The following is a 16,993-nucleotide window of genomic DNA, read 5'->3' on the forward strand; positions in this document are numbered from 1 at the left end:
ATCTCATTGGCAGATGTTTGTGCCGGAAAAACCGTCACTTTACAACCACGTTGTGCCAGTTTGCGCAAAATTGTACGTTTGATGCCAAAATCAAAAGCTGCGACGTGAAATTGGAAATTTCCTGGAGTCTGAAAACCGGACTCCAATGACCATTCACCTTCCGCCCAAGAATACGATTGACGGCAACTGACCACTTTGGCGAGATCCATTCCGGCCAATCCGGGAAATCCTCTTGCAGTTTGTAATGCTTTTTCCACATCTACATCTCCTGCCATAATGCAGCCGGATTGTGCACCTTTTTCCCGCAAAATGCGCGTCAGCTTGCGGGTATCGATTTCAGCAATCGCGACGACCTTCTGTTCCTGGAGAAATTCAGGCAAAGTATGGGTTCTACGGAAATTACTTGCCATCAACGGAAGATCGCGGATTACCAAACCCGCCGCATGAACTTTGTTGATATTGCCGGATTCGAAATCTTCTGAATTGATTCCCGTGTTGCCGATATGGGGGTATGTTAATGTAATGATTTGCCGACAATAAGACGGATCGGTCAATATTTCCTGATAACCAGTCATCGCGGTATTGAAGGCAACCTCTCCTGTTTTGATGCCGTCAACGCCAATAGACACGCCACGAAAAATTGTTCCATCGGCGAGTGCGAGGACGGCATGCGGTCGTTGTGACACAAAAAACTCCTTGGAAACTGACAAGATCTGGAAAACAGAACCAAGACTAATTCGTTTGAATGTCCTGGTCATTGAAGTCAAAATTATACGTGAAAAAGGTTTATTTTTCTATTGATACTGTCAAGTTAGCTATCAAGAAAAATACGCTGGAAAATTGAAACGGAAAATCCTTTCTCATCGAGAATTTATTGGAACACGAGGTGTGATCAGTGATTTCAGTCCATCGGCTATAACCAGCATTCGAACGCTTGTTCCTATCTATTGTCAGTGCGGCATTTTGCTCGACTTAATTCCACGCAATTATTATAAGCGCTTATTCCTACGTTGTTATAGGGGTTATAAACCCGATCGGCTTGATCGCAAGAACCGAACAATTGATCTGATTGAGAATTGTTTCAGCCGTATTACCCATAATGAATCCAGGGATACCCGTGCGAGCCACGGTGCCCATAACGATTAGATCGGTTTCAATTTTTTTAGCTAGTATCGGAATTTCTTTACGTGCCATGCCTTTTATTAAATGTATCTGAGGCTTGAGATAATCCATTGCATCTTGCCCTAAGCTATTCGCTACGTCATGTATCAATATATCGAGATTTTTCTTAAGTTGTATTCGTACTTGTTCTACATAGATTGCAATCTCATCATCTGACGCATTCGTGAATGAGGTGCGTCCACGAATAAGGCTTTCACCAGCAGCTTCCCAAGCATGCACAATATGCAACGCTGCAAACTCCGATAGTGCCAAGGAACCAGCTATTTCGAGAATCCTTTGGTTTAACATATCCCTGGTTCCTTGTTCAACCGGCGGCCAGTTATCATCTACATCTACAGCTGCCAAAATGCGCCGATAAGACATTTGGGTTTTGGGTTTAATCATCCAGATGGGACATGGACACTTGCGTAACAGATGCATATCGTTACTGTTGAATATGCGACCTGACCAGTCCTGAGTTTCAGTAGTTTTAACTACAAGATCATACTTGTAACGCAGTACCTCGCGAACGATTTCTAAAAATGGTATACCTTGAAGAACTTTAGTTTGGATTTTAATTTTCTTGCGATAAGGCTCTACTAAAGACTCAATTTCTTGTTTGTGCATACGCGTCGTCATGGTCTGCAGGTCTGTTGCAATCTTTTCGCTCTTTAATATTTCAATGCTACTTGCAATACCTTCGATCATGCTTATGACAGTCAGGTCGGTCTGGTTATTTTCCGCCAGCGTTACGGCACTTTCCAAAGCGGATTTGCAATTTTTTTCGGGTTCAATTACACACAGAATTTTCTTAAAGCTTTTCATCTTATTTACCTTGATCACTAAGATTCAGATCTTCATCGAAGATTTGTGTTGCGCATTATTTGAATAATTAACCGCACAATTTCTCACGAAGTGGTCGTTAATTAACTGTTTCCTCTTTGTTGAGCTTACTGTGATTTTACTCAAGTTGTGTGCTCAATAAGACGATCAGCAGCTTCACGTGCAGCATCCGAAAATGGTACCAGCACAAGATCAGCGCCCGCCTGTTCCAGTCCGGCAACTTCATCGAGATGATGAGCGGTAACGGCAATCCGGCCTGCATAGCCGAGGTTCTTCAGGGTATGGATAAGCACCAGACTGACGTGGTGATCTCGCGCGGTGCTGACTATCCATTGAGTGCGCACAAGCGGCAGCGATGCAATAAACTCAGGATCTTCAGCATCGCCATAAAGTACGGAAAGCCCAATGGGATCACGTACACGAACGAGTTCTGGATTGTAGTCGACGCTTAGTACCCGGTAGCCACGTTCACGTAGCGCTTGTGCAATCCCGGTTCCGTAGCGCCCCAAACCAAAAAGAATTGTTTGTGGAATGTTATCTGTAATTGTTTCATCGTGTTTATTTTCTCTATAGGGTTGGCGGCGTTCGAATATTTTCAGCCAAGGTGCAAGCCATTCATATAATGGATGGGAATATAGGATCATATAGGTTGAAACACTGATCGTAATAATCCCTACTAGCGTGATCAGTCCCACGGTTGCAGTGTCGATATGACCGAGATTTAAGCCCAATGCGGCCAGGATGAGAGAAAACTCGCTGATCTGCGCTACAGTCAGCCCAGCAAGAAATCCGGTACGTTTGCGATACCCAAGTGCGCCCATGATAACCATGACGATCAGAGGATTGCCAATCAGCACAAATAGTGAGAATACTAAAGATTCCACCATCTGAGCGCCCAATAGTCCGAGATTTAGGCGTGCGCCGAGATCGAGAAAGAAAAATAACAGCAGAAAATCACGAAGGCTTACGAGACGCGCCCCGAGGGCATCCCGATAGGGCGTAGAAGCTAAAGATACGCCCGCTATGAAAGCACCCACTTCTTTGCTAAAACCTAGTATGTCTCCCAGAGCCGCTAAAGCTACGGCCCAGGCAATACCAAACAGTACCAAGAGTTCTTGTGAACGTGAAAGCGAATGGAGTAATCCTGGCAATACATAACGTGTAGCAACTCCAACGACTACCAGGAAAAGGATTCCCTTAAGCGATATTTCCAGTACTTCGAGGCCCATTGAAGCTCCATCGATACTTGCACTGGCTAAGGCATTGAGACCGATCATTGTCAACACAACGACTAGATCTTGCACAATCAGGAAGCCAAGTGCGATACGTCCATGCAGCGTGTCCACCTCTCGTTTGTCTGAAAGTAACTTAACGATAATGATTGTGCTGGAAAAAGTCAGAGCGACTGCCACATATAATGCGGTGATCGGCGACATACCTAATGCCACTGCAATAAAATAACCGATAATGCTGGTAAACGCGACTTGACCGAGACCTGTGGCTAATGCCACAGGTCCCATAGTGCGAATAATGTGGAGATCCAACTTGAGTCCAACGACGAATAGCAATAAGGTAATACCGAGCTTGGCCAATAGATCAATCTGATCATTGGCGTTTACCCAGCCCAGCGCTGAAGGGCCTGCCAGAATGCCCACTGCAATAAAAGATACTATCAAAGGCTGGCGCAAGTGAACGCCCAAAGCGCCCACAGTCACAGCCAATAGCAGCAGTAGTGCCATTTCGGTAAAGATATCGGGGATTATCTCCACTTAATTGTTTCAATAATTTTCTGCATGAAGGCGTAGCCATTTCTCATGACTGATCAAACTGCCAAGCCGAATGAAAACTCATGCAATCATCTCCAATGGTACATCTACATAATACGAGACTTTTGCAAAAGTGCACCTCGTGATTTGTAATGTATTGTATTAAATAAATAAATATTTCATGAATTAGGGTTTTGCAGAGGTCTCACTTCATGATTTTATGGCCTTAAGACGTAAACGAATCTGTTTCTCGGTCTCGATAATGGCAAATAGTGCGACACCAATGCCGATAACCAGCAGTCCATCTAAAATGGGTACTGCTTCTGTAGCAAATATCGTCTGCATGGGTGGAAGGTAAGTGATGGTGAATTGCGCTATGGTTACACCGATCACCGTCATCCATACCACTTTCGTGCCACGTACCGCTTTCCAGGTGAGCGATGTCCCGTAGATATTACGGATAAAGAATAGGTGAAAGATTTCCATTACCACCAGCGTATTAACTGCAAGGGTGCGGGCTAGTTCTACGCTGTAGCCCCGATCAATGGCGTAAGTGTAAATACCATACACACCACATAGAAAAAGAATGGACACCAGCACAATGTGCCATACCAGTTCGCCACTCAGCAGCGGTTCTCCTCTCGGGCGCGGCGGGCGGTGCATGGTGTTTTCCTCAGTGGGTTCGAAAGCAAGCGCAATGCCCAATGTCACAGCAGTAATTAGATTAATCCATAAAATCTGAATCGGAGTTATCGGTAACGTCATGCCAAGCAGCAGCGCTAAGACGATAGTCATGGATTCACCCGCGTTAGTGGGTAATGTCCAGCTGATGACCTTTTTAATGTTGTCATACACCGTGCGCCCTTCGCGTACGGCGCTGGCGATGGAAGCGAAATTATCATCCGCCAGCACCAGCTCCGCTGCTTCTTTGGCGGCTTCGCTACCTTTTCTGCCCATCGCAATGCCTATATCGGCACGTTTTAGTGCAGGTGCATCATTCACGCCATCGCCTGTCATGGCTACCGTCATATGGTGTGATTGCAGTGCCATGACAAGTCGCAATTTATGCTCCGGGCTAGTGCGGGCGAAAATATCGCATATCAATACAACCTCTTTCAGAGCGGTGTCATCCATCTCATCAAGATCAGCTCCGGTTAAAACTTTATCTGGGTTTTGCAGTCCGATTTGTTTACCGATCGCTGTCGCTGTCTTAGCGTGATCACCGGTAATCATTTTTACACGAATACCGGCAGTGTGACATTCCGCTACAGCTGCAATCGCTTCTGTTCGTGGCGGGTCAATCATCCCAACCATACCAAGCAGCGTGAGTGTGTTCTCGACATCAGAGTGTTCCAGCACCGTATGCTCTGATTCTACGGGCTTGACAGCGAATGCCAGCACGCGCTGACCGAAGGCAGCGATATTGTCCGCCTTTTCTTGCCAATAAGTATTGTTCAGCGGTTCCACATTTCCGTTCCCAGCATTTTGATTATTACACATGGAAAGAATCCGTTCTGGCGCGCCCTTGATAAAGACAAAAGCGTGGTGTTCATGGTCATGATTCAGCGTTGCCATGAAGCGATGTTTGGCATCAAAAGGAATGGCATCGGTGCGTGTCCAAGCTATTTGCTCTTTGTGAGTTTCGATACCTATTTTGCTTGCAAAGGCGAGCAGAGCGCCCTCCATCGGATCACCTTCCACCATCCATGTGCCCTCACGATCATGTAGTGCCGCATCATTACACAGGGTTGCAGCACGAGCGAGTTCTTCCAGGACAGCATACTCTTTGGAGGAAATTTCCGCATTTTCCAGTAAAATTGTGCCCCGTGGTTCATAACCAATGCCTTCTAACGTGAAAAGATGTTGATGTGTTAGCACCGAGGAAACCATCATCTCATTGCGGGTCAGCGTGCCGGTTTTATCGGTGCAGATAACCGAGACTGAGCCGATGGTTTCAATCGCGGGCAGTCGGCGCACAATGGCATTGCGCTGTGCCATTGATTGCACGCCTACCGCCAACGTGATGGTCAGCACAGCGGGCAAGCCTTCGGGAATCGCCGCAACCGAAAGCCCTACTACTGCCATGAACATTTCAGTGAATTCATAGTGGCCGACAAAATAACCATAGGCCAGCAACACCGAGGCAATCAGCAGGATGAAAATGGTCAGCCACTGGGCGAATGCCCCCATCTGTTTTACCAGCGGTGTGGTCAGTGTTTCCACTCTCGACAGCAATCCGCTGATGCGTCCTATCTCGGTGGAAGCGCCTGTGGCCACTACCATGCCTTTGCCTTGGCCGGCGGTCACTAACGTACCGGAAAATGCAATACAGGAGCGGTCGCCCAACGACGCATCGGCGGGAACTGATACGATCTGTTTTTGCACCGGTACGGATTCGCCGGTAAGAATTGCTTCTTGTATTTGCAAACTATGGGTTTTTAGCAGTCGCAAATCAGCGGGAACTTTATCACCTGCTTCCAGCAGTACAATATCACCGGGCACGAGCTTGTCTCCCTCAATGCTATGACGTTCACCGTTACGCAGTACCGAGGCATGGGGCGCCAGCATCTGACGAATGGCATCCATTGCCTTTTCTGCTTTTCCTTCTTGAACAAAGCCGATGATTGCATTGGCAAGCACCACCGCTAGAATGACGAAAGTATCTATCCAATGATCTAGAGCTGCCGTAATGGCCGCAGAACCGAGCAGCACATAAATCAGGATATTGTGAAATTGCAGCAGGAATCTGATGATGTCGCTACGTTTTGGCGGATCCGGCAACCTGTTAGGGCCATGTGTTTTTATACGCGCCTCAGCTTCATACTGACTCAAACCCGTCGGCGATGCATCCAGCTCTCCCAACGCCAATTCGATAGAGAGGTGATGCCATAATGGCTGAAACTTTGGCGTTTTTGCTGTTTGCATTATCTACTTCCTATAATCAATAACCAAATACATAGGCGAGTACCAAGGTATGGTATGTTCCATCGCGCCTTACACTTAACTGAGCAGATGGAACATCTATATGGCTATTTAACAAGCAGGAGCGGTTTCCCGGCAAGGTGAATGACCTTGCTTGCTACTGATCCAAGCAGTAGATTCTTGATCGCGCCCATGCCGCGCGTGCCCATCACGATCAAATCACAGTGGTGTTTCTGTGAGAAGTCGGTGATGACTTCGGCGGGATTGCCGCTTAGCACATGCGCCTCGAACGCGATGCCAGCACTTTCGAGGCGTGCTTTCGCGGAGATCAGCAGTGCCCATCCCGCTTCTTCATGCGCCTTATTGATACTCAACATGGTTAATACCGGATCTTGGCTCAAGATGAGTTCGTTAATTTGAACCGGCTCGCACACGTTGAGTAGATGCACATGCAGCTTACTTGTGTCCAGTGTATTGAGTATTTCATCGATGGCGCGCATCGCATTTTCCGAGCCATCGAAAGCAATCAGTGCAATAGTCATAGCGAGATTCTTTTTCTTGAAATTGTAATTGAGAGGCTTTTGCAAAAGTGTGCTTTGTGATTTGCAACACATTGTATTAAATTAATAAAAACTCCTAAATTAAGGTTTTGCAAAGGCCTCATTGAATGAATTATAATTTTAACGCAGAATTTTTTGTAGAGCCAACTTATTATTTACTTTGAGAATTTGTCGCGAGAGCGGAAACAATACTTCGAATACAACTGATCTCCGGCTAGGTAACGAATTTCGCTGCAAGCGAATAGGAATATGATGCGTACATTAACGCCATGCTAACGAAAAACTGTTATTGCGCAAAGAAGCAGTGGGTAAATCCCTTGAATATGGCGAACGCTCCGACCAATAAATCAAATTGTAAGTGCGAACCATAAATGTAAAGTAGAAAAAAATTGAACAAACATCATATTTGACGTCATAGGCTTTATAAAAATGCCATCGATCTTTTCTAAGATTGTCTAGCATGCAGTGTGGAGTGTCGGCTCGCAATTATTGGAATCTGCGACAAGAGATCTTGCACTTCTGGAGAAAGGTACAATGACATAATGTCGCGTTGGACTCTTGAAGCATGTTAACTGGTATAACTTATTATAGAATCACACGATGATATGGCAGAAAAATTACTATAAGGAGCTATTTATGAAAGTTGAAGTTACCGTTGAGTTAGATATAAACCTATATAAAACCAGTATTGCCGATATAAAAAAACTGTTGCAAGAAATGATGGATCCAAAAAAATTCGATGCTTTAGAAGCCATTAGTATCAAGGATATAAAAATAGGAGAGTAGGTTATCTGAGTTATGCTGAATTGGAGTATTTTGGCCGAAAATACGCCAACAATCGCGCTCAGCTTTTACATCAGCAAACTCGCGAAAGAGAACAAGGCATGCGCCGGTTCAAATCAATGGGGTTCAGGCTCAACGATAACTGTGCATTTATGTTGTTGTATGCAATCGCAATCTATCCTGTCTTGGTTGCCATCCAGTATCAGCGAACTACCATCAAGCCCGTGAGTCACAAAGCCTGCTTTGCTGGTTAGAAAGATTGAGCTACATCACCACATAATGTGCACCCATTCATACGCTATTTGATACAGTACTTTGTTAACAACTGATACTAAATCGGCAGCGGTTCATGTCACTTATTGTGTTCTGGCTGGGAAGCATTGATAGACACTGAAACTGCGTCTTCCATCATTAATTTCTGAAACGGGAGCAATCGTATCGCCCCCCATCAAAGCGGCCTCATTACGTGCCAGATCCGCAAGTTCATCCGCAACTTTTTCCGTATCACGGTTAAACACTATTTTGCTTTCAACTTTAGCAGTGACTTGACCTAGTTTTTTGCATGACTCGACCGTTCTGGCGGATTGCACCAAGCGTACGCTTTCGCCATTTGAAGTAACCTTAACCCATGTGCAAGAAGACAGTATTAAACTACCACAAACAGCAATAAGGATTTTTTTCATAAAATAGCCCTTTATTAAAAGATATTACCTATATACAACGCAAGGGATTATTCATCAAGTAATGCTGTATATTAAATCTGAGTTGTGAATATCTTTTGTTCTCAGCATTAGATTTGTTAAATCTATTACTTCAACCATTTTTCCCGTACAAGACCGCGATTTAATGCTAGCCATTGTAGTGCGATGATGGCGCTGGCTGAGTTAATTTTTCCAGACACTAAAAACTGCAGTGCTGTCTCAAGGGAGACGACATGAACTTTGATATCTTCTCCTTCATCTGCTGCACCATGTATACCGCCCGCCTGCGTTGTATCCGTCCTGCCACAGAATAACGCAATCCGTTCTGTCATGCCTCCTGGGCTGGCCAGATAATCATACAATGGAATCAAGTCAGAGATATTGCAATTGGTTTCTTCCACACTTTCACGCTTGACCACATCTTCAGTTATTTCATCGGCTTCAATAATGCCAGCGACAATCTCCAATAACCATGGACCATCCGGTGTATCCATGGCACCAATACGGAATTGTTCGATCAGGATTACTTCGTTTCTGATCGGGTCATAAGGCAAGACCGCCGCCGCGTGACCGCGTTCGAATAATTCGCGCGTGATCGGGTGACTCCATCCGCCATTAAACAGGCGGTGCCGAAGACGGTAGCGATCTATGCGAAAAAATCCTTTATAACAAACTGTTCTTTCGAGGATCTCTACATCCTTGTGCGTCATTAATTGCTCCCTTGTCTTTCCGGATAATTACCAGTTAGTGTGTTGCGAGATGACCGTACATGTAAAACAGTTTTGCCCAGTTAATTCTCGCAGGGTGTTCTATGCTAGCACTAATTCTATAAGATAAAATAATATAATAAACAAATTGTTATTGTATCTTATCTCGATTAGTTGACTGTCATTATGTGTGGATAAGGTTTTGTTTGTGATAGCATCGACAGCTAATGCCATCAGATTTCTAGAGCAAATTCAGGAGAAATAAATGAATTCGAAGTCATGCATAACAATTTGTGCCGCAATCGCGTTTTTTGTTCCCAGCTACGTAATCGCCAACACGGTCGTGGATTTCGAGGAGCCGTTGCCCGGTGGCCTTATGCCGACATCGTATATGCAGGGCACAATTGTGCCAGTCTCCGCTCAAGTAACAGACCAGTACCTTAGTGCTGGCCTCGTGGTAGGCAGAGCGGCATTGGTTGTATTACCCTCCGGGTCTGCTCCTTCGGGCATCAACGCACTCGCCGGAATCGGCGGTGATGGAAGGATAGACTACGACACGCCAGTGTCGTTTTCCTTCTTTGCCGCCGGTAACAGTGGGGTGATTGGAACCACGGATTTCTTTGGTTACTCCGCAGATCTGTTTGGAAGTAGCGGAAACATCATCACGATTTCGGCCTACGGTCTTGATGGCTCGCTCGTTGGGCAAGTTAGTTATACAGAAACTGGCAACTTTACAGCACCGCTTACTATCAGTGGCGTTGGTCAATTTCACAGCGTAACGGTTGACCAGACTCTCTTCAACACAAACAGTGGTGGCATCGCACTGGATCTTATTCAGTTTGGCAATATTTCCATTGCTGCGGTTTCAGAACCCCAAACCTACGCGATGCTTTTAGCTGGACTAGGTCTACTTGGTTTTATGGCGTTTCAAAAGAAACAGAATACTTAGAGCTTGCTCAGAAAAATTAACAAGCTGATTCTATTTATAGAAACCTTATATTTTGGTGGAATAGGGAACGTAAATCAGTGAAATACCACCCAAAGCCGTACACTATGATTCGCTATAAAGCCAAGAACAACTCACGCTCGTGGGATTTGATGCGCCACCAAGTATGGTACTTGATCTCGGTAATCGTTGGGTAAATCTGAGTGATTGTATAATCTAGAACGATCTGGCTGAGATCTGCCATAAGACACTATCCTCAACGTTAGGCCGCCCATGTAAAAATGCACGCATTGTCATAGGCGCAGTCATCATCAACTTGTTTAATAATGACTTAACATTGGAGGACTTTCAACAAGCCGTAGCAGGGCGAGTTCTGCAATCGAATACTGACACTGCGTTAGCTGATAAATTGTTTAGCTGGGCGGAATCTAATTATCCATCCTTTTTTCCACATGCAACGACATCATTCATAACACTTGGATTTTATGCGCGGTGTTATCAGAACGGTGTTTGTGTGGGCGTGAAAGATAATCACATCTTTGCGGTGGGTGGTGAATTTGGTGTCAATATTGTTACGTTAGGTGAATTTGATGTGCTGACAGCGCAAGCCGGGCTTTAATTGGCTCTGTTGCAAAAATATCATTGATCAGAGTCAAGGCTCTGATATTTACGGCTTCCAACGGCGCTGAGTTATGCTGATTTTCAAGGAATCCAAATCCAACACTAGCCCGCTAACGCAAAGGCTATTAAAAACAACAGTATATTAAGCTTTTGACCGACTGAATTCCAACGTTCAAATGAACATGCATAAGTCTTTCTGCGGACAAAACTGCCGTCCGTTCCGGTTTCTGCTATCAGGTGTAAATTGCGCTTGTGATAAATGGCTTCTTGAAGCAGAATCATCTCCAGTTTCGGGTAGAACTTATTACTGAACATCAATCGAAGCATTGTCAATGCGACATCATGGATCATGCGAGAGTCTCAATACTGAGAATTTATTCTGTTTATTAACTGCTTTTTTGTAATAGACAAGTAGATCCTAGACTAGAAAATTTTATTTAAAGAAACAAAATGACTACTAATCAAACAGTAATTCTTATTATTCTAGTGTTCACAATGGCTATGTTCTTATGGGGGCGTTGGCGTCACGATATGGTCGCAGTGGGTGCGCTGCTTGCTTGTGTGCTTACCGGATTAATTGCAGCGGCAGATGCTTTTACTGGTTTTGGTCACCCAGCGGTGATTAGTGTGGCTTGTATTCTAATACTGAGCCGGAGTTTGCAAACCTCGGGAGCGGTTAATGTGCTAGTCCGCCATACTTTGCCGAAAAATGCAGGGCCGACGCTAAATCTGGTGGCTTTGGTCGGATTGGGCGCAGTACTTTCCGGCTTCATGAATAATGTTGGGGCAATGGCGCTTTTGATGCCAGTGGCGATTCAGTTGGCTGAGCGTCTCGAACTGCCTCCCGGTCGAATATTAATGCCCTTGGCTTTTGGCACCATTCTCGGCGGTATGACGACTATGATTGGCACGCCGCCCAATCTGATTGTGTCAGGTTTTCGCGCCCAAAGTGGTGATGGCAGCTTTGGTATGTTCGATTTCACGCCTGTTGGTTTAGCCGTAGCTTTAAGTGGAGTGATTTTTATTGCTGTTGTTGGTTGGCGGCTGGTTCCGATGCGTAAACAAACTGGTATAGAAGCTTTTGAGACAGGGGCTTACATCACTGAAGTACGCGTGTCGGACGATAGTAAAGTTGCTGGGATGATCTTGCGCGAACTTGAAGCTATCTTAGATGAGCACGACGCGCAAGTAGTAGGTTTGGTGCGAAATGAAAAACATTTGACTGCACCACGAGCCGGATTCAAGATATTAGCTAAGGATATTCTGATCATTGAAGCTGAAGTCGACACTCTGGCGCACATTCTATCAAATCTTGGGCTAAATCTTGAAGAATCGAATGCACAGCACAACGATAATGAGAAGGATCAAAATGAGGCTGAACATGCTCGGCGGTACGATGACATTAAGGTAAGTAACAAAAAGTTTGACGCTGTAGCAGCAGATGAAGAATCCTCTCAAAGTGATGAGATTATTTTGATGGAGTTTGTGGTTCGCCCGGAATCAACGATATCAGGTCGATCGGCTGCGGATATGCGGTTACGTACTCGCTATGGACTCAGCTTGCTAGCGGTATCACGCGAGGGATCACGAACTAAAACTCGATTGAGAACGTTAAAAATTCAACCTGGTGATTTGTTGCTGCTGCAAGGTACCGCAGAAGTGCTGGCTGAGTTTGCAGCAGATTTTGGTTGTGTGCCATTAGCTAATCGCGAGCTACATATTCCTGACAAACGTAAGGCACTAATTGCAGGTGGTATCATGGCTGCCGCTGTCTGTGGTGCAGCCTTTGGTCTGCTGCCGGCAGCCATTTCATTTGCTCTCGGCGTGCTGGCCGCAATGGTATTTCACATTATCGCGCCCCGAGCGATCTATGATGCAATTGATTGGCCGGTCATAGTCTTACTCGGAGCGCTCATTCCCGTAGCCGGCGTATTAGAATCTACGGGTATGGCAGATCTGGTGGCACGATTCATGATCGATAATATTGTGCAAGGTCATGCCATTATGGGACTTGCACTCATTCTGATTATTACAATGTTTCTATCCGATTTAATGAATAATGCAGCCACTGCAGCCGTGATGTGTCCAATCGCTATTGGTACCGCGACTGCGCTTGGAGTGAATGCCGACTCTTTTCTAATGGCGGTGGCGATCGGCGCTTCTTGTGCTTTCCTGACACCAATTGGGCATCAGAATAATACCCTCATACTGGGTCCTGGTGGTTTTCGCTTTGGTGACTACTGGCAACTTGGATTGCCGCTCGAGATATTAGTAATCGTTGTCAGTATTCCGCTGCTATTGATCTTTTGGCCACTCTAACTGACAACGCTAAATAAAACCGGAGGCTGAGCGAGAATGACTTTTGAAATCGTGTTGGTACTTGGAATTCTCTTTTCGTGCCTCATTCTTTTTGTCACTGAATGGGTGCGCATGGATGTAGTGGCGCTGATGGTGTTGTCAAGCTTGGCGATTTTTGGACTGGTGTCGCCAGCGGAGGCAGTTAGCGGCTTTAGTAATCCGGCGGTGATTACGGTATGGGCGATGTACATTATGAGCGAGGGACTCACTCGTGCCGGTATTGCCGATCAAATCGGCGGTCTGGTGATGCGCGTAAGCGGACGAAGCGAAGTACGTATCATTACAATTTTTATGATCGCAGCAGGCGTGCTATCAGCTTTTATGAATAATATTGCTGTTGCGGTATTAATGCTGCCGGTGGTAATCGAGGTGGCTCGACGTTCCGCAATTGCACCGTCTCGAGTGCTGATGCCGCTGGCTTACGGCACATTGCTCGGTGGGCTCATGACGCTCATCGGAACCCCCCCGAATCTGCTCGTGAGTAGTGCATTGCGCGAGGCTGGAGAAGTAGAATTTGGTTTCTTCGATTTTGCCTATATCGGGGTGCCAATCTTGTTGATTGGTACCGCTTTTGTCGCGCTATTGGGTCGTCACTTGCTGCCGACAACCGATACGACGAAATTAATTGAAAAGAAACGAAACTTACAGGCTGAATACGGATTGCAGGAGCGTAACTTTGTTTTGCAGGTTCCCGCCGATGCTCTGCTGATTGGCAAGACGATCGCTGACTCCGGTATGACCTGGGCTGCAGGTCTGGTGATCATTGCATTAACTCGCGCAGGCCGGACAGAAGTGCTACCCAGGGCAAATACCATGTTGCAAGCGGGTGATATTTTGCTTACCCAAGGTCGTTTTGATCACTTCGAGCGATTACGTAGTTGGAGTACGCTCAAGATTGAGCGCGAGGCACCAATTTTGCATGAGAGATTGCTGGCCGACAACAAGCTTGCCGAATTGACGGTGGCCGACAATGCTTCCCTGATTGGTAAGCCGTTGCACCATCGCGCATTTCGCGAGCGTTTTGGAGTCAATATATTGGCAATTCGACGCGAAGGATTATTGCGCCGTACACGGCTAGCGGAGATGGTGATCGCTACGGACGATCGTTTATTGGTGCAGGGTACGCCACAGGCGCTGGCAGCATTACATGATGTAGCGGAATTTTCCACTGTGGGGCCAGTTACGCCCGAAGAAATGCGGGAAAGCTATCAGCTCGATGCACGCTTGTTCGTATTGCATGTGCCGAACGATACGCCATTGTCTGGCTCTACATTGGCCGAGAATCGGTTAGGAGATGCTTTTGATTTTCGTTTGCTCGGCATTTTTCGAGATGGTGAGGTGCTGGAGTCACCGGCCTCAGAAGAGATTATTCAAGCGGGAGATTTATTATTGATCCAGGGGCGGGAAAGTGATTTGGATATGTTGCGCGGTTTGCAGCAACTGGAGCGGTTGGATGATGTATCTCCTTATCTGGATGTATTCAAGCAAGGTGAGCTCGATTTAGTCGAAGCAACGTTACATCCACATAGTAAATTTGTCGGCCGCCGCGTGGAAGATCTGCAGTTCGATGAACATTATCAGGTGGAATTGGTTGCCATTTGGCGTGCAGGAAAACCGCATCGATCAAGCCTGCGTGCAATGACACTACAATCGGGTGATGGGCTGCTTTTTGTAGGACCGAAGGTACGTTTGGCCGGACTTAATGACATTGAAGATTTATTGATTCTTAATCCGATACAAGTCAAACCAATCAACACACATAAGGCGCCACTTGCCGGTGCGCTGATGCTGCTAGTCGTTGCTGCGGTAATTATGGAATTACTGCCCATTTCGATTGCAGCTATTGCGGGAGCCACCTTGATGGTGCTGAGCGGCTGTCTCAGCATGGAACAGGCACACCGCGCAATTGAGTGGCGATCAATCTTTCTGATTGCTGGTATGCTGCCGCTTGGCATTGCAATGCAACATACCGGCGCAGCCACTTTGCTAGCTCAAAACATGCTGGATCTACTGGGTCCTGGCGGGCCGTGGGTCGTTATCGCTGGGCTATATATTATCACTACACTCGGCGCGCTAATCATGCCGACCGTAGCACTTGTACTCATCATGGCACCGATCGCTTTGACACTCAGTTCAACGCTGGGTGTATCCGCACAAACTGTTATGATGGTGGTTGCAATTGCCGCAACCAGTCTTGCTAGCCCGGTGTCACATCCGGCCAATACCCTGGTAATGGGGCCGGGTGGATATCGATTTATCGATTACTTGAAGCTTGGCATCCCGCTCACTTTAGTTGTGTCTCTGGTTACGGTTTTTCTACTGCCAGTATTTTGGCCACTTTAGATTCAATAAAGATCCTCCAATAACAGTACTTGATAAGGCGCTGTTATTGGGGTAAATAATTTATAATGCAATCTGCAGAAATCGAACTCACAGTTTTAGAATGATCAGGTGCACAATAATGTAGTTATAGCAATATGCTCAAACATAATAGGACCCTATATAAGTTATTTCATGATTATGAAATCGGGAGCAAGATAATTCTTGTTCTAGTCTTAAGTTGCACTTTTTCTGTGCAGGCCGCAAGTTCCCTGCACATACAGGATATCATCCAGCAACTTGGAATTTGGCAGCAAGATCTCGTAAATTTGGAACAAGGGAAAGTTGTTTCCTTTCAAATTACTGAGAATGACGAAAAAGAATTGGCTGCCGGTGTCGCTATCTATATTTCGTCAACACCAGCCAAGGTTATCGAATTTCTCAAGAATCGGGGCATGGCATCGGTTGATACTGAAATTATTTCTCAATCCATTATTTCTCCGCAAGCAACGTTGGATACTTTCAATGAATTAGATTTTAAGTTGGATCGTAAAGAGGAAGCGGATCTTCTGGCGGCCAAACCGGGTAGCAAATTCAACCTGTCCACTCAGGAATTCAAGGCTCTTCAAACCATAAACTCCGCACAGATTGATTTGATATCGCAGACTTACAAAGAGATTTTATTCGATCGATGGCAAATTTATCGTAATGAAGGTTTGAAGGGAATCGCGCCGTATGATCGCGGTGCTGGCAGGGTTTCTGACCCAGGTAAAGAACTGCGTGCTGCCATATTAAACAACAAAGTATTAGTCAATCATTTACCCGAACTGTATCAGACCTGGCTTAATTATCCTGCAGCCATGTCTACAGATGCTGAAGAACGATTTTTCTTGATTAATCGTCAAGTTGAGAGTCGCCCAACGGCGGTTCTGCTGCATCGCATCATATTAGCTGAGGATGCCGGCGGGATAATTCTTTCCCGGCAGTTTTATGTCGGGCACTCCTATAATTCAAACCAGCTAATTATTGGCTGTTTACCCTATCGTGGTGGTTCATTAATTTTTTATACTAATCGGACTTTTACTGATCAAGTTACCGGTTTTGGCGGTGGTTTAAAGCAGTCAATTGGACGTGAACAAATGCGTCGTAGAATGGATAGGCACTTAATAAATCTAAGAAATGCCTTAAGATGAAAGTATGGATGATTGGCAATTTAAGGCGTCAAAGAAATCGATTGCTAATCATTGTCGTTATTAACATATAACTTCGGGGCTGCCAAAATATTGCTTAACTATGTCTGAGAAGG

Annotated in this window: 15 protein-coding genes; 7 read left to right on the forward strand and 8 right to left on the reverse strand. The window is 45.7% G+C overall.

Annotation, left to right across the window (positions count from 1 at the left end):
• The 5 genes from K2Q13_RS04980 to K2Q13_RS05000 form a co-directional block, all read right to left on the reverse strand.
• Window positions 1-686: carbamoyl-phosphate synthase domain-containing protein (locus K2Q13_RS04980; RefSeq protein WP_292919581.1), on the reverse strand; the 686-nt coding region annotated here is incomplete at its 3' end.
• 319 nt (window positions 687-1,005) lie between these two features.
• The gene (locus tag K2Q13_RS04985; protein ID WP_292919583.1) at window positions 1,006-1,986 is read right to left on the reverse strand and encodes a universal stress protein; all 981 of its coding nucleotides are present in this window, start codon (window positions 1,984-1,986) and stop codon (window positions 1,006-1,008) included.
• Window positions 1,987-2,126: 140 nt separating this feature from the next.
• On the reverse strand, window positions 2,127-3,773 hold the full coding sequence (locus K2Q13_RS04990; protein ID WP_292919585.1) for a cation:proton antiporter family protein: 1,647 nt from the start codon (window positions 3,771-3,773) through the stop codon (window positions 2,127-2,129).
• Window positions 3,774-3,980: 207 nt separating this feature from the next.
• A complete protein-coding gene (locus K2Q13_RS04995; protein ID WP_292919587.1) occupies window positions 3,981-6,695 on the reverse strand; it encodes a cation-transporting P-type ATPase in 2,715 nt (904 codons plus the stop codon).
• 104 nt (window positions 6,696-6,799) lie between these two features.
• The gene (locus K2Q13_RS05000; protein ID WP_292919589.1) at window positions 6,800-7,279 is read right to left on the reverse strand and encodes a universal stress protein; all 480 of its coding nucleotides are present in this window, start codon (window positions 7,277-7,279) and stop codon (window positions 6,800-6,802) included.
• A gap of 609 nt (window positions 7,280-7,888) precedes the next feature.
• On the opposite strand from K2Q13_RS05000, the gene K2Q13_RS05005 reads away from it, so the two are divergent.
• Window positions 7,889-8,038 (forward strand): hypothetical protein, encoded by a 150-nt coding sequence (locus tag K2Q13_RS05005; RefSeq protein WP_292919591.1) that lies wholly within the window; start codon window positions 7,889-7,891, stop codon window positions 8,036-8,038.
• Window positions 8,039-8,136: 98 nt separating this feature from the next.
• A complete protein-coding gene (locus K2Q13_RS05010) occupies window positions 8,137-8,289 on the forward strand; it encodes a hypothetical protein (protein ID WP_292919593.1) in 153 nt (50 codons plus the stop codon).
• 102 nt (window positions 8,290-8,391) lie between these two features.
• Here the strand turns inward: K2Q13_RS05010 and K2Q13_RS05015 are convergent, their stop codons facing one another.
• Both K2Q13_RS05015 and nudF read right to left on the reverse strand, forming a co-directional pair.
• Window positions 8,392-8,718: a DUF4156 domain-containing protein gene (locus K2Q13_RS05015; RefSeq protein WP_292919595.1), complete on the reverse strand. Its 327-nt coding sequence runs from the start codon at window positions 8,716-8,718 to the stop codon at window positions 8,392-8,394.
• A 125-nt stretch (window positions 8,719-8,843) separates the two neighbouring features.
• Window positions 8,844-9,446, reverse strand: a complete 603-nt coding sequence (nudF, locus tag K2Q13_RS05020) for an ADP-ribose diphosphatase (protein WP_292919597.1) — start codon at window positions 9,444-9,446, stop codon at window positions 8,844-8,846.
• Window positions 9,447-9,819: 373 nt separating this feature from the next.
• On the opposite strand from nudF, the gene K2Q13_RS05025 reads away from it, so the two are divergent.
• On the forward strand, window positions 9,820-10,392 hold the full coding sequence (locus K2Q13_RS05025) for a PEP-CTERM sorting domain-containing protein (protein WP_292919599.1): 573 nt from the start codon (window positions 9,820-9,822) through the stop codon (window positions 10,390-10,392).
• A gap of 313 nt (window positions 10,393-10,705) precedes the next feature.
• Entirely contained in the window at window positions 10,706-11,008 is a 303-nt protein-coding gene (locus tag K2Q13_RS05030; protein ID WP_292919601.1) for a hypothetical protein, read from the forward strand.
• A gap of 104 nt (window positions 11,009-11,112) precedes the next feature.
• On the opposite strand, the gene K2Q13_RS05035 is transcribed toward K2Q13_RS05030, so the two are convergent.
• Window positions 11,113-11,361 (reverse strand): hypothetical protein, encoded by a 249-nt coding sequence (locus tag K2Q13_RS05035; protein ID WP_292919603.1) that lies wholly within the window; start codon window positions 11,359-11,361, stop codon window positions 11,113-11,115.
• 99 nt (window positions 11,362-11,460) lie between these two features.
• Between K2Q13_RS05035 and K2Q13_RS05040 the strand changes: the two genes are divergently transcribed.
• The 3 genes from K2Q13_RS05040 to K2Q13_RS05050 all read left to right on the forward strand — a co-directional run bounded on the left by K2Q13_RS05040 (window position 11,461) and on the right by K2Q13_RS05050 (window position 16,880).
• On the forward strand, window positions 11,461-13,329 hold the full coding sequence (locus K2Q13_RS05040) for an SLC13 family permease (protein WP_292919605.1): 1,869 nt from the start codon (window positions 11,461-11,463) through the stop codon (window positions 13,327-13,329).
• Between the two features lie 36 nt (window positions 13,330-13,365).
• On the forward strand, window positions 13,366-15,711 hold the full coding sequence (locus tag K2Q13_RS05045; protein ID WP_292919616.1) for an SLC13 family permease: 2,346 nt from the start codon (window positions 13,366-13,368) through the stop codon (window positions 15,709-15,711).
• Between the two features lie 305 nt (window positions 15,712-16,016).
• On the forward strand, window positions 16,017-16,880 hold the full coding sequence (locus tag K2Q13_RS05050) for a hypothetical protein (protein ID WP_292919618.1): 864 nt from the start codon (window positions 16,017-16,019) through the stop codon (window positions 16,878-16,880).
• Window positions 16,881-16,993: the final 113 nt, after the last annotated feature.

The organism is Nitrosomonas sp. (genome assembly GCF_019752095.1).
GTDB lineage: Bacteria > Pseudomonadota > Gammaproteobacteria > Burkholderiales > Nitrosomonadaceae > Nitrosomonas.

Coding starts and splice junctions, on each gene's coding strand:
- K2Q13_RS05035 (WP_292919603.1), bottom strand. CDS start 11,361: ATGATCCATGATGTCGCATTGACAATGCTTCGATTGATGTTCAGTAAT.
- K2Q13_RS05025 (WP_292919599.1), top strand. CDS start 9,820: ATGCCGACATCGTATATGCAGGGCACAATTGTGCCAGTCTCCGCTCAA.
- nudF (WP_292919597.1), bottom strand. CDS start 9,446: ATGACGCACAAGGATGTAGAGATCCTCGAAAGAACAGTTTGTTATAAA.
- K2Q13_RS05010 (WP_292919593.1), top strand. CDS start 8,137: ATGCGCCGGTTCAAATCAATGGGGTTCAGGCTCAACGATAACTGTGCA.
- K2Q13_RS04985 (WP_292919583.1), bottom strand. CDS start 1,986: ATGAAAAGCTTTAAGAAAATTCTGTGTGTAATTGAACCCGAAAAAAAT.
- K2Q13_RS04995 (WP_292919587.1), bottom strand. CDS start 6,695: ATGCAAACAGCAAAAACGCCAAAGTTTCAGCCATTATGGCATCACCTC.
- K2Q13_RS05005 (WP_292919591.1), top strand. CDS start 7,889: ATGAAAGTTGAAGTTACCGTTGAGTTAGATATAAACCTATATAAAACC.
- K2Q13_RS05015 (WP_292919595.1), bottom strand. CDS start 8,718: ATGAAAAAAATCCTTATTGCTGTTTGTGGTAGTTTAATACTGTCTTCT.
- K2Q13_RS05040 (WP_292919605.1), top strand. CDS start 11,461: ATGACTACTAATCAAACAGTAATTCTTATTATTCTAGTGTTCACAATG.
- K2Q13_RS05045 (WP_292919616.1), top strand. CDS start 13,366: ATGACTTTTGAAATCGTGTTGGTACTTGGAATTCTCTTTTCGTGCCTC.